Origin of the sequence: Streptomyces viridosporus, assembly GCF_002078235.1 — a bacterium.
GTDB classification, from domain to species: domain Bacteria; phylum Actinomycetota; class Actinomycetes; order Streptomycetales; family Streptomycetaceae; genus Streptomyces; species Streptomyces viridosporus.
In genome coordinates this window covers 1-23,238 of sequence record NZ_MSGP01000227.1, presented here as the reverse complement: position 1 = coordinate 23,238, position 23,238 = coordinate 1, and the positions used below count along the sequence as shown (strand labels likewise).

The window sequence follows — 23,238 nt, the reverse complement described above, 5'->3', positions numbered from 1 at the left end:
CCGCAGGTAGCGTCGGCACCGGCGGCACCCTCACCGGTGCCGGACGCTACCTGCGGGAGCGCAACCCCGGCCTGAGGATCGTCGCCGTCGAACCGGAGAACTCCCCGGTGCTGTCCCGCGGCCACGCGGGCACCCACCGCATCCCCGGCCTCAACGGCGGCTTCGTGTCGCCCACCACCGACGTCGCGCTCATCGACGAGGTGATCACCTGCCCGGACGAGGCCGCCCTGGCCACCGCCCTCGCCCTGGTGCGCGAACAGGGCCTGTTCGCGGGGATCTCCTCCGGCGCCGCCGTGTACGCGGCGACCCTCCTCGCGCGGCGGCCCGAGTCCGCCGGCCAGTCCGTCGTCACGCTCCTGCCCGACACCGGCGAGCGCTACGTCAGCATCTTCAACGAAGGGCCCCTCTCATGACCGTCCTGGTCCTGCACCGAGGCTCCCTGCGGGCCAACCCCTACGAGCGCTGGCTCGCCGACCGGGGGGAGAAGATCGTCCTGCTCGGTTCGGCCGAGCAGCTCGCCCTGTTCGGCGAGGACCTGCCCACCGCCGCGCCCTACCTGCACGCCGAGGTGCTGCCCGACTACGACACCAGCCCCCGCGTCGCCGAACGGGCCGCCGAGCTCATCGAGGAGTTCGGCGTCACGGACCTGGTGGCCTGCCAGGAGTTCGACATCGAGCGCGCCGCCGCGCTGCGCGAGCGCCACGGCCTGCCGGGCCAGCGACCGGACACCGCGCTGGTCTACCGCGACAAGTGGGAGATGAAGCAGGCCGCCGTACGGGCCGGCATCGCGGTCGCCGACCACGCCCTGCTGCGCACGGCCGCCGATCTCACCGGCTTCGCCGACCGCCACGGACTGCCCGTGGTGGTCAAACCGCGCCGCGGCGCCCTGTCCGTCGGCGTGGCCGTCCTGCGCACCGGCGGGGAACTGGCCGCGTGGCTCGCCACCGCCGAGCTCACCGGCCCGGACGGCGAGCCGCAGTGGCTGGTCGAGGCGTTCGTCGGGGGCTCCATGTGCCACATCGACGGCACCGTCCTGGACGGACGGATCGCCACCCTCTGGCCCTCCCGGTACCTGTACGCGCTGGCGGACTTCCGCGACCGCGCGGGCCGGGTCGACATCGCCCTCGACGCCGCCGACCCGCTCACCCGCAGGCTCGTCGAGTTCGGCGAGAGGACCCTGGACGCCTTCGGCGGGCCCGAGCACTTCGCCTTCCACATCGAGGTGTTCCACACGGACGACGACGAACTCGTCCTGTGCGAGGCCGCCTCCCGCGCGGGCGGGGCCGGGGTCCGCGACGTCCAGCGCGCCCTGTTCGGGTTCGACCCGATGGAGTACCCGGTGCGCCGCCAGCTGGGCCTGCCCGTGGACCTCGAGGGCCGGGCGACGCCCGGGCGGATCGCCGGGCAGCTGCTGTTCACCAAGCGGCCGGGCGTGCTGCGCGCCCTGCCCGACCCGGCGACGCTGCCGCCGGGCGTGCTGAAGTACACGACGTACGCGCAGCCGGGGGAGGAGGTGCCCGAGGCCTCGCACTCCGGGGACTTCCTCGCCGCCTTCGTGGTCGCGGGCGCGGACCGGGCCGAGTGCGAGGCACGCATCCGGGCCGCCGAGGCGTGGTTCACCGCCGGTCTCGACATCGGCTGAGCCGCCGACCTGACCAAGTGAGCGCCGTGTGCGCGGCGGGCCGGGGCGTGGCAATCCAGGAGATGCCCCGCCCCGGGCCGCTGTGTGACCGTTCCGGCAGAGCCGGGGGCACGGCGACGTCCGCCGTCCGCCGCGAGGGCCGATCGGATGGGACAACGCCTTGGTCAGCACATCGATTCAGCAGCTGTTCGCCGCGCGGGTGAGCTCGACGCCGGACGCGGTGGCCGTCTCGGCGCCCCTGGACGGCACCGCCCTGACCTACCGTCGGCTCGACGAGCGCGCCAACCGGCTCGCGCACCGGCTGATCGGTCTCGGGGTGCGCCCGGGCGACCCGGTCGCCGTGCTGATGGAACGCTCGCCCGAGCTCGTGATCTCCCTGCTGGCCGTGGCGAAGGCCGGCGCCGTCTGCCTGCCCCTGCACAGCGCCCACCCGCTCGCGCGGCTGCAGCGGATCACCGACCGTGCCGGGGCGCCCGTCCTGCTGACCGACGCCGCGCTGCGCACGCGCGGACTGCCGCGGGCCGGCGAAGTCGTCGAGCCGGCCACCGACCCGGCGGTGGCCGCCTCCCCGGCCACCGACCCGGGCGTCGCGTGCGGCCCCGACGCCGTGGCCTGCATCATCCACACCTCCGGATCCACCGGCGAACCCAAGGGCGTGGAGGTCACCCACCGCGGCGTGCTGGCGTTCGCCGCCGACTCCTCCTGGGGCCCGGCGCACCGGCGGATCCTGTCCCTGGCCCCCTACGCCTTCGGCGTCTGCGCCTACGAGATCTGGGTGCCGTTGCTGAACGGCGGCCGTGTCGTCCTGGCCCCGCCGGGCGAGCCCGACGTGGCCACCGTCCGCCGGCTCCTCGCGGACGAGGGCATCACCGCCCTGCACGTGACGGCCGGGCTCTTCCGCGTCTTCGCCCAGGAGGCCCCCGAGATCTTCGCCCCGGTCGGGGAGGTCCTCACCGGCGGCGACGTCGTCTCCCCGGCGGCCGTACGGCGCGTGCTGGACGCCTGCCCGGACACCGTCGTACGCGCCATGTACGGTGCCACCGAACTCACCGCCTTCGCGGCGCACGCCACGATGACCGCCTCCTGCCCGCCCGACGGCCCGGTCCCCGTGGGCCGGCCGATGGACGGCGTGGAGTTCCGGCTGCTCGGTCCCGGCCTCGTCCCCGTGCCGGACGGGGAGAGCGGCGAGCTGTACGTCGCGGGCGACCGGCTGGCCCGCGGCTACCACCGCGACGCCGCCCTGACCGACGAGCGCTTCGTCGCCGACCCCGCCGGAGAGCCGGGCGCGCGCATGTACCGCACCGGGGACCTCATGAGGCGCACCGCCGACGGGCTGCTGGAGTTCGCCGGACGCCTCGGCGACCAGGTCAAGATCCGCGGTCACCTGGTGGAGCCGGGCGAGGTGGAGCACGTGCTGGGCCGCCAGGACGGCGTGGCGGACGCCGCCGTCGTCGCCCGGGACGACGTCCCCGGCGAGGACAAGCGGCTCGTCGCCTACGTGGTGCCCGGCCCCGGCGGCGTCTCCCCCGACGGCCTGCGCGCCGCGGTCGCCGCCCTGCTGCCCGACTACATGGTGCCCGCCGCCTTCGTCGAGCTCGACGCCCTGCCCCTGACGCCCAACGGCAAGCTGGACCGCGCCGCGCTGCCCGCACCCGAGCGGCCCGCTCCGGCTCCGGCGCCGGACCCCGACGAGTTCACGCCCGGCCGGCGGGTGCTGTGCGGCCTGTTCGCCCGCGCGCTCGGCCTCGACGCGGTCGGCCCCCACGACAGCTTCTTCGAGCTGGGCGGCGAATCCCTGCAGGCCATACGGCTCGCCGGCCGCATCGGTGCGGAGCTGGGCGTCGAGGTGTCCGCCGCGGACATCCTCAGCCACCCGACCGTCGCCGAACTCGAAACCCGGCTGCGGGACCTGAACCCCGCCTCCCTCTAGGCCCACCCGGGCACGACGCGGTCGCCCACGACCGGGAAAAGGATTGGTCACCTTGAGCATCACTGCCGCAGTGCCGCAGACGGACGGCCGCGCCCAGCGGATTCCGCTGTCGTACAACCAGCAGTTCCTGCGTGCCTTCGACAAGGGGGAGACGGACGGTGCCTTCGGTCACCGGCACACCCTCGTGTGCGGCTGGCGCGTCACCGGCGCCGTCGACACCGACGCCCTGCGGCACGCCCTCGACGACGTGGTCGAACGGCACGAGGTGCTGCGCACCGCCGTGGTCGGCGACGACGAGGGCGGCCACCAGGTCGTGCACCCGCCCGCGCCGGTCGCCCTGGAGGTCACCGACCTGCCCGGGACGGGCGTCCCGCGCGACCTGCGCGCCGAGGAGTTCCTCAACGACCTCGACGCCGCCCCCTACCCGGTGCGCGAACTGCCGCACCTGCGGGCCTTCCTGGGCCGCTTCGACGCCACCGACGCCGTCCTCGTGCTCGCCACCCACCACACGTCCACCGACGCCTGGTCCCTCCAGGTCCTGATGCGCGACCTGGTGGCCGCCTACCGTGCCCGTGCGGCCGGCGGCCCGGCCGACCCGGAGGAGGCGGTCCAGTACCGGGAGTTCGCCCGCTACCAGCAGGAGGACGCCGACAGCGGCCGCACGGACCGGGCCCGCGCCTACTGGCGCGAGCGCCTCGCCGGTGCCGAGATCACCGGCATCGCCTCCGACCGGCCGAACCGGGCCGACCTGCCGAGCGCGTACGGCGTGCACCGCTTCGTCTTCGACGCCGAACTCTCCAGGAAGGTGGTGGAGTTCGCCAGGGCCGAGCGCTGCACCCCCTTCATGGTGCTGGCCGCCGCCTACAGCGTGCTGCTGCGCCGGCGCACCGGCACCACCGACGTCGTCTTCCCGACCTTCTCCTCGGGCCGTTACGAGGAGCGGTTCGCGGACTCGGTCGGCCCGTTCTTCAACTTCGTGCCGATCCGCGTCGACACCGGCGACTGCGCCACCCTCGCCGACGTGCTGGACCGGTCCCGCGAGGCCTGCGTGGGCGCCTACCGCAACGAGATCCCCTTCGCCCGGATCGCCGAGGACAACCCGGCCCTGCTCGCGCCGTTCGCCGACGGCCTCCTCGCCGTCGTCGCCTTCGAGGTGCTCCAGTCGGCGTTCCCGCTCGACGGCGAGGAGGCCGACGGTCCCCGCTTCACGGAGATCCGGCGCCGCACCCTGTCGCAGCGGGTCAGCTCGGCCATCCCGGACGGCGGCCTGTGGGCCATGGACGTCCTTCCCGGCGGAGAGCTCGCGGGCAGCCTGAAGTTCGACCACAACCGCTTCGACGAGCACACGGCCCGCGAACTGGTGGAGCAGTTCCGCCACCTGCTCGCGACCCTGAGCAGCGCCCCGCGGACGCCGCTGGCGCACCTGTGACCCCGACACCCCGCAGGCCACCCCTTCGACGCAAGAGGACCGATCCACGATGACTTCCACCCTGCCCGAGACGTGCCCGCCGCACGCGGCCGTGCCGGAGCCGGACCTCACCCCGGACGAGATCGTCGCCCGCGCCGAGGAACTGGCGGCGTCCCTGCCCGCCCGGCAGGCCGAGACGGAGCGGCGCGGCTACTACGCCGAGGACACCCACGAGGCGTTCGTCCGCGCCGGCTTCTACCGCATCCTGGTGCCGCGCCGGTACGGCGGCTATGAGTTCGGTCCGTCGACGTTCATGAAGGTCGCCACGGCCCTGGCGCGCGGCTGCCCGTCGACCGGCTGGATGTACCTGTTCGGCGCGGCCCACGCCCTGGTCGCCGCGACCCTGTTCGACGAGCGCACCCAGGCCGGGCTGTTCGCCGGCGGCGACTTCGTCTGCCCGGCCACGGTGGCCCCCGCCGGCAGCGCGACGCGCGCCGAGGACGGGTCGTGGCGGGTGGAGGGAACCTGGAACTACTGCTCGGGCGCCCCCTACGCCACCCACTTCATCGGCCACGCCCTGGTCCTCGAGGACCCGGAGCAGCCGCCCGCGCCGATGCTGTTCATCGCCGAGCGGGCGCAGTTCGAGCGCCTGGACGACTGGGGCGACCAACTGGGCCTCCGGGGCAGCGGCTCGCACAGCATCCGCCTCCGGGGCGCGCGCATCCCCGCCCACCGCACCCTGCCCGGCCACCTCAGCCAGATCCCGGTCACCGACGAGCTGCCGGGGCGCACCCTGCACGGCCCCGAGTACGGCGGCGGACCGCTCAGCTTCATGCTGCTCGAACTCGGCGCGCTGGCCGTGGGCATGGCCCGGGGCGCCCTGGACGCGTACGAGGAGCTGATGCGCACCCGTACCACCACGTTCTTCCCGATCGTCCCGCGCACCGAGGACCCGGACTTCCAGTTCCGCTTCGGCGAGGCCACCGGCCTGATCGCCACCGCTGACGCGGCGATGACCGAGGCCGTGCGCCAGTGGGAACAGCTCTGCCTGCGGGACGCCGCGGCCTTCACCCGGGAGGAGGAGCTGCGGCTGGCCACCATCAGCCGCGAGGTGGTCCGCCTGTGCTGGCGGGCCGTCGAGGGCCAGCTGTTCCCGACGGCGGGCTCCAGCTCCGTGCGTGCGGGGGAGCGCGTCGAACGGGTCTGGCGCGACCTGTCGATGCTGCACAGCCACGCCGGCAACGGCGTCTTCCTCGCCGCGCACGCCGGCCGGGAGCTGGCCCGCGCCCACTTCGGCACCGGGCAGTGACCGCCCCCGCCCCTTCTGCAGACAGGGAAAAACCCATGGAGCATGGCTGCCCCTTCGCCCTCGACACCACCGGGCGGGACATCCACGGCGAGGCCGCCGTCCTGCGGGCCCAAGGGCCCGCGGCCCGGGTGGAGCTGCCCGGCGGTGTCCTCGCCTGGTCGCTGAACGGCCACGACGTCATCAAGAAGGTGCTCGGCGACCCGCGGGTCACCAAGAGCGCCCGCAACCACTGGCCCGCCTTCCGCAACGGCGAGATACCGCCCGACTGGGAGCTGATCAGCTGGGTGGCCATGGACAACATGGTCACCGCCTACGGCAGGGACCACGTCCGGCTGCGCAAGCTGACCGGCAAGGCGTTCAGCCCGCGGCGCACCGAGGCGTTCCGCCCGCGCGTGGAGGAACTCACCGACCAGCTCCTGGACGGGCTGGCCCAGGCCGCGCCCGGCGAGGTGGTGGACCTGCGCGAGCGGTTCGCCTACCCGCTGCCGGCGCGCCTGGTCGCCGATCTGATCGGTATGCCGGAGGAGGCCCGCGCCAGGACCGCCAAGGTCATCGACGCCATGGTGGACACGACCATCACCCCCGAGCAGGCCCAGGCCGTGCTCGCCGGCTGGCGCGGCGCGATGGCGGACCTGATCGCCGACAAGCGGCGCGAGCCCGGCGAGGACATCACCAGCGACCTGGTGGCCGCCCGCGACGAGGACGGCTCGCGGCTGTCCGAGGAGGAGCTGACCGACACGATCTTCGCGATCCTGGGCGCCGGCTCCGAGACCACCATCAACTTCTTCGACAACGCCATCACCGCGCTGCTGTCGGACCCGGCGCAACTGGAGCTGGTCCGCTCCGGACGGGCCACCTGGGACGACGTGATCGACGAGACGCTGCGCGTGGAGTCGCCGCTGGCCCACCTGCCGCTGCGCTACGCCGCCGAGGACATCGAGCTCGACGGCGTCACGATCCCGAAGGGCGACCCGATCCTGGTCAACTACAGCGCCGTGGGCCGCGATCCGCGGCTGCACCCGGACGACCCCGACGCCTTCGACCTCACCCGCGCCGACAAGGAGCACCTGTCCTTCGGGTTCGGCCCCCACTACTGCCTCGGCGTGGGCGTGGCCCGCCTGGTGGCCCGCACCGGGCTGTCCCGCCTGTTCGAGCGCTTCCCGGACCTGTCGCTGGCCGTGCCCCGGGAGGAGCTTCAGCCGCTGCCGACGTTCATCATGAACGGCCACCGCAGCCTGCCGGTCCGCCTGACGGTCCCGGCCCTGGCCACCACCGCCTCCTGAGCACCCCCGCCCGGCCGCCCGGGGCCGCTCCGCCACCCGCGGGGCGGCCCCGTCGCCGTGTCCGACCGGTGCGGGCGGCCGCACCGGTCAGAACTGCCCCGCCCCGTACAGAAACCACCGCCGTCCCCAGGGCGTTGACCGGGTGACACCGCCCCGTCGCCGCGGGCCGGAGGGCAGGGCCGGGTCCGCCGGCCCCGCCTCCCGCGCCGCGCACGGGTGGGGCCGCCCCGCACCGCACCGCGCTGCGGGAGGGCCTGTGGCGGGCATCGGGGACGCATCGGGGACGCATCGGAAGGTGGAGCGGGATGACGCAGGCCGCGGCGGGTGGGCCGGACGAGCGGGTACCGGGGCGCTGGTGGACGGTGCGGCTGGACGCCGTCGCCCGGGACAGTGCGGTGGTGCGCGTCTCGTGCAGCCGCCCCGCCTGCGCCGAGCAGCGCCTGCCGTCCGCGGCCGCCGGCCGTGCGGCCGCCGTCGCCCACCTCAAGGCCCACCTGCGCGCCACCCCCGCCCCCAGGGCTGAGGCGTACTGCGCGTGCAGGGCCGAGGACTGCCGCACCCATCTGCCCGACACCGGCCGCCCCGCGCGTGCCGAACCCTGGCGGTGCGGCGGTCCGGTCGTCCTCGCCGTCCTCACCGACCGGGCAGGACGCTGGTGGCAGGCCATGGAGTGCTGCGCGCGGTGCGCGGCCGCCACCCCCGGGGCGAGGACCGTGGCCACCTCCCGGGCGCCCGGCCCGCAGACCACCGCACGTCCGGCCCCCGCAGCCACGGGTACGGGCGCGGGCGCGCCGCTGTTCTCCGACCACCGGGCCGCCGCCGGGAGGGAGGTTCCGGCTCCCCGCTCCGTGCCCGCGCGGCGCCGTCCGCCGCAGGCGAAGATCGCCCAGCGGGTCGTCCCGCACGACCTGCGGCCCGTCGCCCTGCGGGACGAACTCATCGAACTCGGTGACCTCTTCCGCGCCTACCAGCAGCGCGAGCAGCCCGACCTGGCGCTGCTGGCCGACCTCCAGGAGCGCAAGGCCCGCGCCTTCACCACCTGGGCCGACGTCACCTGCGACGGCGCTCTGCGGTGGGAGGCCCGGCGTGCCGAGCAGGCCGCCGCCGCCACCCGCCTCCAGCACCAGCAGCGCACCGGCGGCATCGCGGCCGGCGACGGGCCTGCCGTGACGCGGCTGCTGACCGTACCGACGCAGTGGGAGCACGCGCGCTCCGTCCTCGCGCACGTGGCCGCACACACTCCGCTGCCCGGACCGGAAGCACGGCTGCTGGTGCTGATGCTGACCCTGCGCACCGCGCACACCGGCACCGGCAACCTCGTGGGCCAGGACCTCACCGCGCTGGGCCTGGCCGATCCGGAGGACCTGATCGGGAAGCTGACCGGGTGCGGCTGGCTCACCCTGCCCGGCACCGTCGACGAGCTGCTCGCCTCCCGGCCGGAGAACCCCACCCCGATCACCGTCCCCTCCCTGGTGCCCCACGAGGACGGGACGGGCCCGTTCGCGTTCGGCAGGAAGACGCGGCCCAAGCTCTCCGGCTGGGCCCGGAGAGTCGTCACCGACAAGAAGCTCCGCAAGACCAGGGCGTCCGCCGGCACCCGGCTGCTCGCCCTGACCCTGGCCGCCCACACCGACGCCTCGGGCTGCCTCGGCCCCGACGGCCGGGGCATCGCCCTGGACACCCTCACCACCCGGGTCCCGGTCGGCCCCGCCGAACTCCGGGACCTGACCGACCGACTGACCGCGGCGGACTGGCTCACCGACACCCACCTCACCGACACCCACCTCACCGGCCGGCTGACCGAACGCGTCCTGCTCCTGACCTGCCCGCTTCTCTAACCGCGCCGCGCCGCCTGTGAGGCAGCGGCTCTCTTGTGGGTCCTTCAGGCGGGTCTCAGGCGGTGGTGGGCCGGCCGCGTAGCAGGGCGGCGATCTTTCCGGCGGTGCAGGCAGGGTCCAGCAGCAGGTCCTTGAGGGCGAGAGTGTCCTCACGGGCGGGCCTGATGGTGATCCCGGCGGCCTCGAGGTACATCACGCCGGTGACGGCGGCGACGGCCAGGTTGGAGCGCTCCAGCCAGCGGCATCAGGGCGGCGATCTGCGTGTTCAGGTGATCGGCCATGAGGGCCTCGCCCGCGATGTCCTCGGCGAGCTCGGCGAAGTCCAGGACGCCGTCGGGCCAGAGGTTCAGGGTCTGCTGGGCGGCGTTGAGGATGCGTTCGGCGTGTTCCTCGCGCCACTGGCCCCGGCTGTGCCGGATCAGCAGGGCAGTCAGTCGCTTGCGGCCGAGCCGGTGGACGGCGTGGGGGTCGGCGCCGGTCTTGTGCAGCAAGGCCAGGGCGGCCTTACAGGGTCCCCTCATCCGGCGCGACGACAGCACTGACCTTGTCCAGGGCTTCCGCCACGACCCGCGTGGCACGTGTTCCGCAGGGCTGTGCTGACCGGACATTCGGTAGCAGTGGTCCACGTCGCCGCGGCCACGAGTTCCCAACAGGGACGCACGTGCGTCGGGGGGTTCAACCAGCCGTCGATCAACGTTGAGAAGTCGCCCGCGAGCAGACGCTTCGGTCAGTGATCCAGCCGTGCCGGAAGAACCGGACCCGACGCACCCTACGCAGCCCCCGAAGATCCCGGAGGGCCAGCACCAAAGCTAAATGTCAGTGCCTGGTCTTACCGTCGATGCAGTGGCTCCGTCCATGAGTGACAGCAGCACAGCCGGGCGCGGCTGAGCGTCGCACCGGCCCACACCGGCTGAGCGCTTGGTAGCCCTCCAGTCAGAACGGCCTGGAGTGCTCAGCCACAGAACGGAAGCCCGATGTGGGGAGCGCCGAGATTCGACGTGCGGAGGTACCGGAGCCGCCTGGCCCCCCGGGGGCCAGGCGGCGGAACCGTCCACCGGCCCCAGCCACGCTTCCGTGTTCTTGAGCGTCACGGCCGGCACCACCCGAGACTCAGAGCCGCTGGTGCTGTCCAGGACCGGTACACGGCCACGGAGCCGCACGCGAAGCCGCGCGCGCCACGACGGGGTCCGGCTGAGCAGCCTCTGACACTGCTGCTCACAAGCCGATTCCACGGCGTGGCGGTGCTTGATCACGGCGGGGAGAACGGGTATCACGCGCGCGCGCTCTAGAGAGAAGAGCCGTGCGTTTTCGCAGGTCAGAGGCTCAAGCTCAGAAAGATATGTCAGCCCTGGACTGACATATCTCCGTCCGGATGTCAGTCCGTCCTGACCTAACAGCGTCGTTTCGTGGCAGTACTGCCACGAAACGACGCGCGGCGGGTCAGTAGGCGGTTCGGACGGAATCCCGCAGGCGGAAGCCGGACTTGGACTGACGTTCGGACGACTTTCGTGTCAGTGCTGCCGCTTTTTGGTGGCACTACTGCCACGGATCTGCCTCAATGGTTCTGACGCCAGGACGATCAAGGAGCGGCGACCCATGAGTTCAGGGCCCCTGGACGGCAGCGCGGTACCGAAGCTGCCCGGCGTTCCGTCCCGTCGTCGGAGGCGCCCGAAGCCGCCGCCCACCGCGTACAACCGGTCCTCCGGCTCCACGATCGAGCTGCCCGCCGGCCATGCCGCTCAAGTTTTCCCGCTCGGTTCCAGCACGGGGTTCATCGGCGAGGCGTTTTCCATGGACAGCCTGGAGTTCATGCGCTGGGCCGCCGTCCGCTACGACGCCGACCGGTTCGTGCTCGTCGTGCTGTTCCACCTGATGGGCTCTCAGCAGCCCGGTGGTCTGATCGAGGCCAAGCACGAGAACGTTGCCGAGGCCCTCGGGTACAGCAGGCCTCACATCAGCCGTGCCTTCGGCGTCCTGGAGGCCGATGGCGCGCTGCGCAGGCTCCAGCGGGGCCTCTATCAGCTCAACCCGGCCGCATCCCTCAGGGGTGGGTTCAGGGAGCCGGTGGAGGGCGGGAGGAAGCGCTCCAAGACGGGTACGGGTGACAGGGTGGAGCAGCTGGACCTGTTGCGCGAGATCCTGGAGGACCCGGACGCACCCGAAGCGTTCCGGGCCATGGCCGCTCCTGGCACGAAACTCGAAGTGCGCAAGGGGTCGGATTCGGATGGGAAAGGGAAGGCGATGTCATGACGTCCGCCACCGAGGAATGGGCGCCGCGCCGCAACGTGCTGTGGGGCAGCTTCAACGGTCTCGCGTACGTGCCCCGGCTGCCTCCCACTGCCTACGCCCTGTTGCTGCACATGATGACCGAGCAGGAGCCTGGAGGCCTGGTCGTCGCCACACATGACGAACTCGCCCACGGCCTCGCCATGGAGCGCGGCATGATCAGCCGCGCCATGCCCCACCTGGTCGCCGCCCGGCTCGTCACCGTGGTCCGCCGTGGCCGCTTCCAGCTCCACCCGATGATCGCGGCTTTCAACGACCCGCGCGAGCAACAGCGAGCCGTCAAGGCCCTCCCACGGGAGATGCGGTTGGACGTCGGCGACTTCGAGGATGAGTACGAGTACCGCTTCCAGCTCCACCTGGACGAGAAGGCCCGCAAGGCCGAGGCCAGGGCCAGGGGAAACGTCACCTCCATCACCAAGCCGGTTCGTCTCAAGCGCGTCCACTGACCCTCGCCGACTGCACCGGCACGGCGTCACACCCCTCGGGTGCGGCGCCGTACCCGTGCTGCGGCGGTAGCGCTGGACGTATCACGGCCAGGGGACGACTGGTCGATGGGTGCAATACGGGCTTCGCAACCGCCCGGGCCATCCGTGAGCAGGTGGACAAAGCAGCGGGAGAGTAACCCGATTGCGGGAACCGGCGTTCCGTACCGATTCACTCAGCGCTCGGGTGCGTTCTTCAGGGCATGCGAAGCAGGCGCGCGGTGTCCGTGCCGCGCGCCGAGGAGAGAGACCCATGGACAGGAAGAAGTCCGGGAAGCCCGAACGTCGCAGGAGTAGGGGACACCTTTACACGTGAGCGGATGCAGTCGGAGCAGCGTCATGAAGCCACGACAGCTTGTCGTGCTGCGCGGTCGCCTGTGGGTCAGCCCCGAAGGCGATGCCCACGCTTTGCAGTGCGTGGCTCGTACCAGGAAGGGCAGCCGCTGTCAGAACCCGGTCGAGCACGGGCAACTGCTCGGTCTGCATGAGTTCCGGCTCGGCTCGGCCGGCTATGTCCAGGCGTACGGCCATCCCGGCGCCGCGGACACGGTCGATGCCGACCGCTGGCTCGCCCAGCACTGCACACTCCACGACATCCCGGAGGCCATCGACTGCGAGACACCCGAACTGCGCCGCTTCGACATCGTCCGGGACGTCGCCCACGTCCAGGCGTACCGCTCGGATGTCGCCTACGACGGTGAGCCGGCCGTCCGCGCGGAAGAAGCCGGTACGACGGGTGCGCAGGACACCATTACGGGCAGTGTCGCGGCGGTCTTCGAAGCAGCCACTCAGCTGCGCCCGCGCCCCGGCTATGTCAACGGCCTCGACTATGACGAGTGGTACATCGAGGCCACGCCGGATCTCCTGCGTGCTCTGGCGCAGCTGTCACGAACCTGCCACGAGCGGGAGTTGGCCAATTGGCTCGAGCAGTCTTCGAAACCGCTGTGCATGGAGCCTCTGGACGCCGTGCTGTCGTACGACACCTACCCGAAGACCTGGTGCTGTCGTTCCGTCAAGGCTGCGGGGCTGCCGTGCGAGCTGCACGTCCCCGAGCGCGCTGCCGACCTCGGGCGCTGCACCTACACGCACCCCGGGCACACCCGCATCTGCCGGACTGCTCCCCTTGAAGGTGGTGACCGGTGCAAGGTCCACGCCGCGTAATGCCGGGCCCCTTCCCGCAGCGGGTTACGGCATCAGGACGTTGATGAGGGATCGAGGGGGCGGTGGACCATGCGGTCCACCGCCCCCTTTCTCTGTGGGTGCTTTTTCTTTGCCTCGGTTGATCAGAGCTGGATGAGAGCAGGGTCAGGCGGGCAGCGGCTGGGCCTGTTCTGAGCCGCGCTCGACGCGTTCCTGCATCTCGGGGCTCATCAGGGCGGCGGGTGAGTCGACCAGGCCGGCCACGCGCATGAACGTGGCCGTCACCTCGCCGTCCACCGCGGCGGCGGCGTGCAGCTTGGCCATGTACATCCCGGACTGCTCCCACTCGGGGGTCCGTACGCCCTCCACCTCCGGATAGCCCAGGTCCGCGCCCGCGGAGAACTGCCACGGCACCTCGATGACGCCGGCGATGTCCCGCAGGAAGGCGAGCGGGTCCACCGCGCCCCGCGCCAGGTGGTCGCGCAGCACCACGGCCTCCAGCGCGGAGACCGTCATGCCCTGTCCGTAGACCGGATTGAAGCTGCACGCGGCGTCGCCGAGCACCAGGTAGCGGCCCGGGAAGCGGGACAGCTTCTCGAACCGGCGCCGCACACTGGCCGGGTACCGGAAGACCGTGCCGTCGCCGACCGGTTCGGCGTCGTGGATCGCGTCGTGGATGTCCGTCACCGGCAGGGTCCGGGTCCACTCGAGGAAGCCGTCGAGATCGGCGGGCGCGCTGTCGCCCAGCACGCCGGTCAGGGAGACGACGACCATGCCGTCCTCGATGCGGGACAGGAACGCCCCGCGCCGGTGGGTCGGCGAAGTGACCGGGTTGATCGACAGGTCGCCGCCCAGGACCGACGCGTCGCGCAGCCGGAACAGGCGGGTGGTGTAGCTCAGGTCGATCCGGATCCGCTCCTCCTCGGGGCGCCCGTAGCCCAGTTCCTCCAGCCACACCGGGGTGCGGGAGGCGCGGCCGGTGGCGTCGACGACGAGGTCCGCCGTGATCGTGCGCTCCGCCGCTCCCGCGTCGTGGCCGTGCACCCGCACGCCGGTCACGTTCGCCCCGTCCTCGTCGGTGACGAGGCCGGCGATGTCGTGGCGCTCCAGGAAGGTGACGTTGCCGAGCCCGGCCACGCGCGAGCGCACCCGGCTCTCCAGCAGCGGACGGGTGGCCGAGACGCAGACCAGTCCGGTGGCGCGGGGGCTGAGCCGCCGGCCGCCGAAGAACCAGCGCAGTTCGCCGAGGTCGCCGGTCGGGATGCCCGCGGCGACGGCCTCGTCGGTGAAGCGCGGGAAGAGCTCGTCGAGGATCTGCTGTCCGCGGGCGAGCAGCCCGTGGACGTGCCGGCCCTGCGGCACGCCCCTGCGCGCCGTGGCGGCCGGGCCGATGTCGTCGCGCTCGACGACCAGGACCTCGCCGTAGGAGTCGGCGAGCACCCGGGCGGCCAGGAGCCCCGCCATGCCGCCGCCGAGCACCACCGCGCGGTCACCCCGTGCACCGGTCATCGCCGTCACCTTCCTTCCGTCCTCGCGTGCAGTCGTCGAAGTCGTCCGCCGTGCTCACGCGGCGTGCCGGGGGCTGTTCTGGTAGGCGGCGAGGAACCACCGGCCCTCCCGCTTGACGACGACCCAGGACGCGTGGACGGCGCGCTCGGGCGCCGGCTCGGTCTCGCCCGGCGCCAGGATGCCGCCGCGCGTGATCAGCACGCCGGCGCCCTCGTTGGCGAAGCGGATGTCGATCGGGGTGCCGGTGACGCGGGTGCCCTGGTAGGGGCCCGCGAAGGCGGCCGCGGCGAAGGCGCGGATGGCGTCGCGGCCCTTCTCGTACACGCCCGGCAGGATGAGGGTCCCGTCCGGGGTGAACACCTCGGCGAAGGCGTCGGCGTCGTAGGCGGCCCACGCCTCGACGATGCGCTGGGGCACGGAGGCGACGGCCGCCTTGTCCTCGTCGGAGATCTCGGGGGCGGGGGCGGTGGTCTGCGTGGTCATGGGTGCTCTCTTTCGAGGATTCGTGGGTCCGTGGGTTCGTGGGTTCGCGGATTCGAGGATGCGAGGGGCCGCGGGCCGGTGCGGGAGGAGGCTCAGATGTAGAGGGTGTTCGGCTGCTGGCCGCACAGGACGCGGCCGTACAGCTCGGCGTTGGTGTTCGGGTTCATCAGGGAGTGCAGGCTGACGGCCTGGATGTCGCGGGTGATCCGCTGGATCGGCACGTCCCGGTAGACGGACGAACCGCCCGAGGCGGAGGCGAAGATGTCGACGGACTCCTTGGCCAGGCGGACCGCGGCGCCCATGTCGGCGCGGGCGCGGGCGCGCTCCAGCACCGTCCACTCCTCGCCCGAGACGCCCTTGGAGTCGACGAGGTCGGCCAGGCGGTGCGCGTGGAACTGCGCCTGGTCGGCCTTGAGCACCGCCTCGGACACCTGGAGGTGCGTCACGGCGGCCTCGGCCTGCTTGGCGTACCAGGTGTAGGTCAGGGTGCGCCCCGGGAGCCGCTCGAAGAAGGCGTCCTGGGCGGCCCGGGCCAGACCCACCGCGGTGCCGACCGACGAGGCGGCGGCGACCGGCAGCAGCGGGGCCCGGTAGACGGGGGAGCCGGCGTTGAGCCGCGAGGCGTGCTGGCCCGTCAGGACGGCCGGCAGCGGCATCACGCGCTCCTGCGGGACGAACACGTCCTTGGCGACGGTGGAGACGCTGCCGGTGCCGCGCAGCCCGGAGGTGTCCCAGTCGTCGATGATCTCCAACTGGTCCATGGGCACGAGCGCCATCAGCGGCAGGTGCTGCCCGTGCGGCATCTCCTGGGCGGCGATGATCTCCTGCCAGTGGGCGTGCCGGGCACCGCTGACGAAGCCCCACCTGCCGTTGACGACGATGCCGCCCTCCACCGGAGTGGCCTGCGCGGACGGGCTGAGCGTGCCGCAGACCCGCACGTCGGGGGTGGCGAAGACCTCGTCCTGGACGCTGTCGGGGAACAGGCACGTCATGAACGTGGGGATCCAGTACACCGACGCCGTCCAGGCGGCGGCCCCGTCGCCGCGCGCCAGTTCGGTGGCCACGTCGACCAGCGTGCGGGTGTCGGCCTCGTAGCCGCCGTACCGCTTGGGCACTCGCAACCGGAAGACGCCGGCCCCGGCCAGTGCCTCGATCGTCTCGTCCTGGAGCCGGCCGGCCTCCTCGGCCTTCGCCGCGTTCTCGCGCAGCAGCGGTGCCGCTTCGGCCGCGCGCTGAACCAGTTGCGCACGCGTGGGGGTGTCGGCGGTGAGCATGGTGGGTCCTCCCGGGACGTGACAGGTCGTGCATCCAGGCCGTGCTGCCCCGACCTCACACCGCGGCGGGCCGCCTCGGCACCTTCCGGATTGCGCAACCGGGCCCCGGCCGCGACTTCGGCACCTCGCCCGCGGACCGGCCGCAGTCCCGCACGGGGGAAGAAGCCCCGGCGCGGCGCGGCTGCCACGATGAGACGCATGACCGATCAGCACGATGCCGCCGAGGATCCGGCGGACGGACACCGGACGCGGCCGCTGACGGGGGAGGAGTACCTCGAGAGCCTGCGCGACGACCGCGAGGTCTTCCTCTACGGGGACCGGGTCGAGGACGTCACCGCGCACCCGGCGTTCGCCAACCCGGCGAGGATGACGGCCCGCCTCTACGACGCCCTCCACGACCCCGCCCACCAGGACGTGCTGACCACGCGCACGGACAGCGGGGGAGCGGGCTACACGCACCGCTTCTTCACCACCCCGCGCAGCGCCGAGGACCTGGTCGCCGATCAGCGGGCCATCGCGGCCTGGTCCCGGATGAGCTACGGCTGGATGGGCCGCAGCCCGGACTACAAGGCGGCGTTCCTCGGCACCCTGGGCGCCAACGCCGACTTCTACGCGCCCTTCGACGACAACGCGCGCCGCTGGTACCGCGAGTCGCAGGAGAAGGTCCTGTACTGGAACCACGCGATCGTGCACCCGCCCGTGGACCGCAACCTGCCGCCCGACCGGGTCTCCGACGTGTTCGTGCACGTGGAGAAGGAGACCGACGCGGGTCTGGTGGTGAGCGGGGCCAAGGTGGTCGCCACCGGTTCGGCGCTGACCCACGCGAACTTCATCGCCCATCACGGGCTTCCGGTGAAGGAGAAGAGGTTCGCCCTCATCGCCACCGTGCCCACCGGCGCGCGGGGCGTGAAGCTGATCTGCCGGCCCTCCTACAGCGCGATGTCCGCGGTGATGGGCTCGCCCTTCGACTACCCGCTGTCCTCCCGGCTCGACGAGAACGACGCCATCCTCGTCCTGGACGAGGTCCTCGTCCCCTGGGAGAACGTGTTCGTCTACGGCGACACGGCCAAGGTGGGGATGTTCTCGGGCCAGTCCGGCTTCATGGAGCGCTTCACCTTCCACGGCTGCGTCCGCCTGGCGGTGAAGCTGGAGTTCATCGCCGGCCTCCTCGCCAAGGCCCTGGAGATCACCGGCACCCAGGACTTCCGCGGCGTCCAGACCCGTCTGGGCGAGGTGCTCGCCTGGCGCAACCTGTTCTGGGGGCTGTCGGACGCGGCCGCCCGCAACCCGGTGAAGTGGCGGGACGGCGCGGTGCTGCCCAATCCGCAGTACGGCATGGCCTACCGGTGGTTCCTGCAGATCGGCTACCCGCGCGTCAAGGAGATCGTCCAGCAGGACGTGGCCAGCGGGCTGATCTACCTCAACTCCGGCGCCGCGGACTTCAAGAACCCGGAGATCCGGCCCTACCTCGACACCTACCTGCGCGGCTCCGGAGGCATCGGGGCCGAGGAGCGGGTCAAGGTCCTCAAGCTGCTGTGGGACGCGGTGGGCACCGAGTTCGGCGGGCGGCACGAGCTGTACGAGCGCAACTACGCCGGCAACCACGAGGCGACCCGGGCCGAGCTGCTGTTCGCCCAGACCGCCTCCGGCCAGCTCGACGACTACAAGGCGTTCGCCGACCAGTGCCTGTCCGAGTACGACCTGGACGGCTGGACCGCTCCCGACCTCGTCTCCTTCGACCATCTGCGCGCGTCTCTCCCGGGACTGCTCGGCGGCTGACATCCCCCGCGGCGCCGAGCGTGCGGCCGGGGACCCGTGACGGGTCCCCGGCCGCTCCTTTCCCTGCCGTCAGCGGCCGAGCAGGTCGGACAGGAACGGCGCCAGCACGTCCCGGGACACCTTGCAGTCGAGCAGCAGCGTGCCCTCGGCCCCCCGGGCGGTCCACTCCCGTACGGCGCGCAGGTCGTCGGTGCCGCGCACGGTGACGGCCCGCGCGCCGAGCGCCCGCGCCACCCCGGCGAAGTCGGTGTCACCGAAGCGCAGGGTGGCCGCGTCGGCCCCTCGGGGCACGTACATGTGCTCCTCGAAGCCGTAGGACGCGTCGTCGTAGACCACCACCAGCGCCGACCGGCCCGAGCGCACCAGGGTGTCGAGCTCCGGCAGACCCATCAGCGCCCCGCCGTCGCCGACGGCGGCCACCGTGGTGCGGTCCGGCCGGCCCACGGCCGCGCCGACCGCGCCCGCCAGGCCCAGCCCGATGCTCTGGAAGGCGGCGCCGGTGAACACCAGCCCCGCCGGGTCCGGCACCGGCCAGTACATGGCCGGCCAGCCGATGAAGTGGCCCCCGTCCAGGACGACCGTGCGCTCGGCGGGCAGCAGCGGGGCCAGCGCCCGGCTCAGGGTGCGCGGGTCGATCCGGCCCCCGCCGGAGGCGTCCGGGTGCGGCAGGGCGGCCCAGCCGCCTCCGGCGCGCTCCAGCGCACCGGAGGCGGCGGCCCGCTCGCGCCACGGGGAGCGGGCGATGCCGAGCGACTCCACCGCGTCCAGCAACTGGGCCGCCACGGCCGCCGCGTCACCGCGCACCGCGAGATCCGCCCGGGGCGCGCGGGCCCCTTCCAGGGTGATCTGGACGACGCGGGCGGCCGGGTCGAGGATCCGCCCGCCGTGCAGCGTGAAGTCGTCCAGGCGCGTGCCGAACGCCAGCACCACGTCCGCCTCGCCCATCAGGGCGGCCGCGGGCGGGGAGGCGAACCCCCCGCACAGGCCGAGCGCACCGGGGTGCGCGGCGAACATCCCGTTCGCCATGACCGTCGTGGCCAGCAGCGCCCCGAGCCGGTCGCCGAGGTCGGCGAGGATCTTCGCCCCGCCCGCCCGCCAGGCTCCCAGCCCGCCCAGGACCAGCGGACGGCGGGCGCCGGCCAGCAGCGCGAGGACCTCGTCGGCCTCCGCGGCGCGGGCACGCGACGGCGGTCGCGCCGATAAGGCCGGCACCACGGGCACGGGGGGAGCGGAGAGTTCACGGCCCGTCAGGTCGCCGGGCAGGAACAGCGCCACGGGGCACTGGCCGGTGGTCGCGGTGCGCACGGCCCGCACGGTGTGCTCCACCGCCGTGTCCGGGTCCGTCGGACGCACCACCGGCACCCCCAGCGAGGCGGCCAGGGCGCTCTGGTCGATGTCGTGGGCGCGCGGGCCCGCCACCGGGGCGTCACCGCACAGCAGGACGACGGCGCTGCGGTTCTTGGCGGCCTCGGCCAGCGCGGTCGCCGTGTTGGCCAGCCCCGGTCCGTGCGTGGTCGTGCACACGGCCACCCGTCCGGTGGCCCGGAAGTAGGCGTCGGCCATGGCCATCGCGCCGCCCTCGTGCCGGGCCGCGGTGTAGTGCACACCGGCCCGCGTCAGTGCGGCGGTGGCCAGGACGTTGCCGCCGCCGACCAGACCGAAGGCGTGGTCGATGCCGCAGTCGGCCAGGGCCCGGGCGACTGCCGCCGCGCATGTCGTCGTCATAGGGGACTCTTCCGGGTCAGGCCAGTTCGAAGATGACCTCTCCGACGGTCATCTCGATGCGGCGGGTGCGCACCAGCTCCCAGCCGCCCTCGGCGAAGACGGACTCCCAGTCGGCGACGGTGGGCAGGAACGTGCCCATCAGGTCGTGGCCGAGCTCGAAGCCGAGGGTGAAGACGGGCAGGTCGGTGTCGGGCAGGTCGGTGCGGGTGGCGTCGCCGATCAGCAGGCGGCGGGCGGCGGGGAAGGCCTCGCGCAGCCGCCGCAGGGTGGCGATCGCGTTCTCGCGCCGGCCGTCCCGCCAGAAGTCGTGCCCCATCATGAAGCACGTCAGCAGTTCCACGTCGGCGTACTCGGGCCGGGGCTCGAGGTCCAGGACGTCGTCGTGCAGGAACGCGGTGCGGTCGGCCAGGCCCGCCGCGGTCGCCTCCGCGCGCGCCACCTCGAGCGCGGGCCGGGCGATGTCGATGCCGGTCCCGGTGGTGCCGGGGTGGCGGTCGAGGATCTGCATCAGCCGGGCGCCGCTTCCGCAGCCGAGGTCGGCGACCCGGGTGAAGGGGAACTCCACCCGTCCCATCGCCGCCCAGAACGCGGGGGCGTAGGTGACCTGGTCGATCTCGCGGCAGGCGAAGGCGATGGCGGCGGAGTCGCGCCGGTAGAAGGAGCCGGTGCGGTTCTCGTTGCGCAGCACGGCCGGGATCTGCTGGAACAGCTCGGCGCTGCCCCGGGCCAGCCAGTGGAAGAAGGACTTGGTGCGGTACATCTCGTCGAAGCCGTCCAGCGTGGTGACGACCGTGCCCTCGCGCCGCACCAGGCCCACCGCGGACAGCGCGCGGAACAGGCCCGTGGTCGACGCGGGGTCCAGCCCCCGGCGGTCCGCGAAGTCCGCGGTGTCCAGGATCCGGGTGCGGTGCAGTTCGTCGAGCGCGCCGATCTCCCACGCCGCGGCGATGGCCCAGGCGGCCACGGCCGAGTTGAAGAGCGAGGCAATGCCGCGCGTGTTGCTTCGTGCGATGTCCACCGTCACTGCTCAGCACCTCATCCGGGAGAACGTCCGGGCGCCTTGCCCGCGGCGACCATGCTCGGTGGCCCGGCCGGGCGGCGGCATCTCCGAGGCTGCTGTGCCGGTGCGCGGGGTGTGCGGGGGTGGTCTCCGGCGCTCCTCAGACGGCCTGCGCGGGGGCCTGTTCCCGCTCGGCGGCCCGGCGCTGCGCCCGCACCCGCAGCAGCGACCGGTACAGCAGGATCGCGGCCAGGCCGGCCGTCCCGTACAGCAGGCTCATGGCCAGGGCCGGGACGAAGGCGCCGAGCGTGACGCACAGGGAGGCCACGAGCAGGCCGACCCGGGCGTTGAGCACGTAGGCGGCCATGTACTTGGTGCGGGCCTCGGGGTCGACGAGGTCGGCCAGCAGCGCCTGGCGCACCGGGACCGCGGCGATCTCGCCCACGGTGAGCAGCACGGCCGCGGCGATGAGCACCCAGCCGGTGTTGCTGACCGCCCAGACCATGTAGCCGGCGGTGAAGACGGCGATGCCGGCGTACAGTCGCGCCCGGTCGCCCAGCCGGGCCAGCAGGCCCTTGGCGAACAGCACCAGCACCACCACCAGGGCGGCGTTGACCGCCCGCAGGATGCCGAGGATGCCCGTGCCGTCCACGGCGGGCGCCCACGAGCCGATCCGGGCGAGGACCTGGGTGGGGAACTCGTCGGCGAGACGGACGGCGATGTAGTAGCCGATCTGCATCTCGACGGCGGAGATCAGCGCGGCCGCGACCAGTACCCGCCGGAAGACCGTGTCCCGGGCGACGGCCAGGTAGCCGCGCGCCATGGCGCCGACACCGCGGGCGGTGTCCTTGCCGGTGCGCGGCGCGGTCTCGCTGAGCCAGCGTCCGATCACGGCCGTGGTCAGCGCGCTCAGCACGGCCGCGCCCGTCAGCAGCCGGGCGAAGTGGTCCTGGTAGAAGAAACCGCCGATGAGCGCGCCCACGGTGAAGGCGAGGTTCACCGACCAGTAGTTGATCGTGTAGACGAGCGGCCGGTTCTCGGGCGTGGAGACGTCGACCATCATCGCCTCGGCGGCGGGCACGGCCAGCTGCGCGCAGCAGGTGTTGAGCAGGAACAGCGCGAACGTGGCCCCGCCGGAGGACCACCAGGGCGAGTTGGCCAGCGCCAGCAGGGCGAAGCTCAGGGTCGCGCCGAGTTCACCGGCGACCAGCACCGGGCGCCGCCCGTACACGTCGGCGAGGTGGCCGCCGAGGAAGTTCGCGGCGATCCCCGCACCGGCGACCGCCAGCGTCAGCGCACCGGCCGCGGCGGGCCCGTACAGCTCGGCGAGGCGGATCACCAGCAGCGGCATCAGCATGACGGCCAGCAGGCGCTGGACGAATCCGACGCCGATGCGCAGCCGGATGTTGGGGTGCAGCTCGCCGAGGCTCATGGGGGGCCCTTTCGCGCGGGTGGTTCCGCCTGTTCCGGGGAATTCGGCAAAGGCGCAGGGTGAGTCGGGGGCGCGACGAGCCCACCACGCCGGCCGCAGAGGCGGCAAGGGGGAGAGCCGGGGCGCCGACGACTTGAACAGGTCGGGCCCGGACGGGCCGCCGGGGGAGTTGGCCAAGTCGTCGCACTCACGCGGGAATGCATGGCCGGATGCGAGTGGCCCGTGCTTTGCTCGGTGCCGTCCAGTCCGGCCGACCCCTGCTCCGTGCTGCCGGTATCGCTCCCGTGGCCGGTCCGCTCCCCCTTCTCCGGGGCGGCGGGCCGTGAGGTCCCTCCCGGGAGACGCGGACTTCTGACGAGTTCGGAAGGATAACTGGTGTCCCTTTTTGACCTACGCAGAATCGGCGGCCGTATCGGCGCGGAGGTGATGGGCGTCGATCTCTCCACGGAATTGCCGGATGCGGTCTTCGGCCAGATCCACGAGGCCTTCCTGGAGCACAAGGTGCTCTTCTTCCGCGACCAGGAGATCACCGACGCGCAGCAACTGGCCTTCGCCGGCCGGTTCGGGCCGCTGACGCAGAAGCACCCCATGATGCGGACCGTCGACGCCTCCGCCCAGGTGATCCCGGTGGACGGCGAGGACCAGCGCGCCGACCACTGGCACACCGACATCAGCTTCACCACCACCCCGTCCCTGGGCACCACGCTGCGCAGCGTGG

General features: G+C 72.9%; 18 protein-coding genes and 1 pseudogene. 12 read left to right on the top strand and 7 right to left on the bottom strand.

Going from position 1 to position 23,238, the window contains the following annotated elements; translation table 11 throughout:
- The 7 genes from B7L92_RS16950 to B7L92_RS16920 all read left to right on the top strand — a co-directional run.
- The coding region (locus B7L92_RS16950; RefSeq protein ID WP_143626338.1) for a pyridoxal-phosphate dependent enzyme at positions 1-413 on the top strand (413 nt) is incomplete at its 5' end.
- The gene (locus B7L92_RS16945) at positions 410-1,642 is read left to right on the top strand and encodes an ATP-grasp domain-containing protein (protein ID WP_081238434.1); all 1,233 of its coding nucleotides are present in this window, start codon (positions 410-412) and stop codon (positions 1,640-1,642) included. The genes B7L92_RS16950 and B7L92_RS16945, both read left to right, overlap by 4 nt.
- A gap of 160 nt (positions 1,643-1,802) precedes the next feature.
- Complete coding sequence (locus B7L92_RS16940) at positions 1,803-3,572, top strand: non-ribosomal peptide synthetase (protein ID WP_081238433.1); 1,770 nt, start codon at positions 1,803-1,805, stop codon at positions 3,570-3,572.
- A 52-nt stretch (positions 3,573-3,624) separates the two neighbouring features.
- The gene (locus tag B7L92_RS16935; protein ID WP_081238432.1) at positions 3,625-5,001 is read left to right on the top strand and encodes a condensation domain-containing protein; all 1,377 of its coding nucleotides are present in this window, start codon (positions 3,625-3,627) and stop codon (positions 4,999-5,001) included.
- 49 nt (positions 5,002-5,050) lie between these two features.
- Positions 5,051-6,289 carry an acyl-CoA dehydrogenase family protein gene (locus B7L92_RS16930; protein WP_081238431.1) on the top strand — a complete coding sequence of 413 codons (1,239 nt, stop codon included), beginning with the start codon at positions 5,051-5,053 and terminating at the stop codon, positions 6,287-6,289.
- 35 nt (positions 6,290-6,324) lie between these two features.
- Positions 6,325-7,572, top strand: a complete 1,248-nt coding sequence (locus tag B7L92_RS16925) for a cytochrome P450 family protein (protein WP_081238430.1) — start codon at positions 6,325-6,327, stop codon at positions 7,570-7,572.
- A 305-nt stretch (positions 7,573-7,877) separates the two neighbouring features.
- Complete coding sequence (locus tag B7L92_RS16920) at positions 7,878-9,410, top strand: hypothetical protein (RefSeq protein ID WP_081238429.1); 1,533 nt, start codon at positions 7,878-7,880, stop codon at positions 9,408-9,410.
- A 55-nt stretch (positions 9,411-9,465) separates the two neighbouring features.
- On the opposite strand, the pseudogene B7L92_RS41600 reads toward B7L92_RS16920, so the two are convergent.
- Positions 9,466-9,654: pseudogene (locus B7L92_RS41600) on the bottom strand (fic family toxin-antitoxin system, toxin component); the annotation flags it as partial.
- Positions 9,655-11,006: 1,352 nt separating this feature from the next.
- On the opposite strand from B7L92_RS41600, the gene B7L92_RS41390 reads away from it, so the two are divergent.
- The 3 genes from B7L92_RS41390 (at position 11,007) to B7L92_RS41385 (ending at position 13,339) form a co-directional block, all read left to right on the top strand.
- Positions 11,007-11,660 carry a type IV toxin-antitoxin system AbiEi family antitoxin domain-containing protein gene (locus tag B7L92_RS41390; RefSeq protein ID WP_174703971.1) on the top strand — a complete coding sequence of 218 codons (654 nt, stop codon included), beginning with the start codon at positions 11,007-11,009 and terminating at the stop codon, positions 11,658-11,660.
- Positions 11,657-12,142, top strand: coding sequence for a hypothetical protein (locus B7L92_RS16900; RefSeq protein ID WP_081238427.1), 486 nt, complete (start codon positions 11,657-11,659; stop codon positions 12,140-12,142). Before B7L92_RS41390 ends, B7L92_RS16900 begins: the two co-directional genes overlap by 4 nt.
- Before the next feature lie 375 nt (positions 12,143-12,517).
- A complete protein-coding gene (locus B7L92_RS41385; RefSeq protein WP_255311004.1) occupies positions 12,518-13,339 on the top strand; it encodes a hypothetical protein in 822 nt (273 codons plus the stop codon).
- Between the two features lie 144 nt (positions 13,340-13,483).
- On the opposite strand, the gene B7L92_RS16890 is transcribed toward B7L92_RS41385, so the two are convergent.
- The 3 genes from B7L92_RS16890 to B7L92_RS16880 all read right to left on the bottom strand — a co-directional run bounded on the left by B7L92_RS16890 (position 13,484) and on the right by B7L92_RS16880 (position 16,584).
- Entirely contained in the window at positions 13,484-14,827 is a 1,344-nt protein-coding gene (locus B7L92_RS16890) for an FAD-dependent oxidoreductase (protein ID WP_081238426.1), read from the bottom strand.
- A 54-nt stretch (positions 14,828-14,881) separates the two neighbouring features.
- The gene (locus tag B7L92_RS16885; RefSeq protein ID WP_081238425.1) at positions 14,882-15,310 is read right to left on the bottom strand and encodes an SgcJ/EcaC family oxidoreductase; all 429 of its coding nucleotides are present in this window, start codon (positions 15,308-15,310) and stop codon (positions 14,882-14,884) included.
- Positions 15,311-15,402: 92 nt separating this feature from the next.
- The gene (locus B7L92_RS16880) at positions 15,403-16,584 is read right to left on the bottom strand and encodes an acyl-CoA dehydrogenase family protein (protein WP_081238424.1); all 1,182 of its coding nucleotides are present in this window, start codon (positions 16,582-16,584) and stop codon (positions 15,403-15,405) included.
- Positions 16,585-16,782: 198 nt separating this feature from the next.
- Here B7L92_RS16880 and B7L92_RS16875 point away from each other — a divergent pair, with 198 nt between their 5' ends.
- Complete coding sequence (locus B7L92_RS16875) at positions 16,783-18,363, top strand: 4-hydroxyphenylacetate 3-hydroxylase family protein (RefSeq protein ID WP_081238423.1); 1,581 nt, start codon at positions 16,783-16,785, stop codon at positions 18,361-18,363.
- Positions 18,364-18,432: 69 nt separating this feature from the next.
- On the opposite strand, the gene B7L92_RS16870 is transcribed toward B7L92_RS16875, so the two are convergent.
- The 3 genes from B7L92_RS16870 to B7L92_RS16860 form a co-directional block, all read right to left on the bottom strand.
- Positions 18,433-20,088 carry a thiamine pyrophosphate-binding protein gene (locus tag B7L92_RS16870; RefSeq protein WP_081238422.1) on the bottom strand — a complete coding sequence of 552 codons (1,656 nt, stop codon included), beginning with the start codon at positions 20,086-20,088 and terminating at the stop codon, positions 18,433-18,435.
- 16 nt (positions 20,089-20,104) lie between these two features.
- Positions 20,105-21,106 (bottom strand): SAM-dependent methyltransferase, encoded by a 1,002-nt coding sequence (locus tag B7L92_RS16865; protein ID WP_255311002.1) that lies wholly within the window; start codon positions 21,104-21,106, stop codon positions 20,105-20,107.
- 142 nt (positions 21,107-21,248) lie between these two features.
- Entirely contained in the window at positions 21,249-22,520 is a 1,272-nt protein-coding gene (locus B7L92_RS16860) for an MFS transporter (protein WP_081238420.1), read from the bottom strand.
- A 375-nt stretch (positions 22,521-22,895) separates the two neighbouring features.
- Between B7L92_RS16860 and B7L92_RS16855 the strand changes: the two genes are divergently transcribed.
- Positions 22,896-23,238 (top strand): TauD/TfdA dioxygenase family protein (locus B7L92_RS16855; protein ID WP_174703970.1); only part of this gene is annotated, 343 nt, incomplete at its 3' end.

Coding starts and splice junctions, on each gene's coding strand:
- B7L92_RS16945 (WP_081238434.1), top strand. CDS start 410: ATGACCGTCCTGGTCCTGCACCGAGGCTCCCTGCGGGCCAACCCCTAC.
- B7L92_RS16930 (WP_081238431.1), top strand. CDS start 5,051: ATGACTTCCACCCTGCCCGAGACGTGCCCGCCGCACGCGGCCGTGCCG.
- B7L92_RS16925 (WP_081238430.1), top strand. CDS start 6,325: ATGGAGCATGGCTGCCCCTTCGCCCTCGACACCACCGGGCGGGACATC.
- B7L92_RS16920 (WP_081238429.1), top strand. CDS start 7,878: ATGACGCAGGCCGCGGCGGGTGGGCCGGACGAGCGGGTACCGGGGCGC.
- B7L92_RS41390 (WP_174703971.1), top strand. CDS start 11,007: ATGAGTTCAGGGCCCCTGGACGGCAGCGCGGTACCGAAGCTGCCCGGC.
- B7L92_RS16900 (WP_081238427.1), top strand. CDS start 11,657: ATGACGTCCGCCACCGAGGAATGGGCGCCGCGCCGCAACGTGCTGTGG.
- B7L92_RS41385 (WP_255311004.1), top strand. CDS start 12,518: ATGAAGCCACGACAGCTTGTCGTGCTGCGCGGTCGCCTGTGGGTCAGC.
- B7L92_RS16890 (WP_081238426.1), bottom strand. CDS start 14,827: ATGACCGGTGCACGGGGTGACCGCGCGGTGGTGCTCGGCGGCGGCATG.
- B7L92_RS16885 (WP_081238425.1), bottom strand. CDS start 15,310: ATGACCACGCAGACCACCGCCCCCGCCCCCGAGATCTCCGACGAGGAC.
- B7L92_RS16880 (WP_081238424.1), bottom strand. CDS start 16,584: ATGCTCACCGCCGACACCCCCACGCGTGCGCAACTGGTTCAGCGCGCG.
- B7L92_RS16875 (WP_081238423.1), top strand. CDS start 16,783: ATGACCGATCAGCACGATGCCGCCGAGGATCCGGCGGACGGACACCGG.
- B7L92_RS16870 (WP_081238422.1), bottom strand. CDS start 20,088: ATGACGACGACATGCGCGGCGGCAGTCGCCCGGGCCCTGGCCGACTGC.
- B7L92_RS16860 (WP_081238420.1), bottom strand. CDS start 22,520: ATGAGCCTCGGCGAGCTGCACCCCAACATCCGGCTGCGCATCGGCGTC.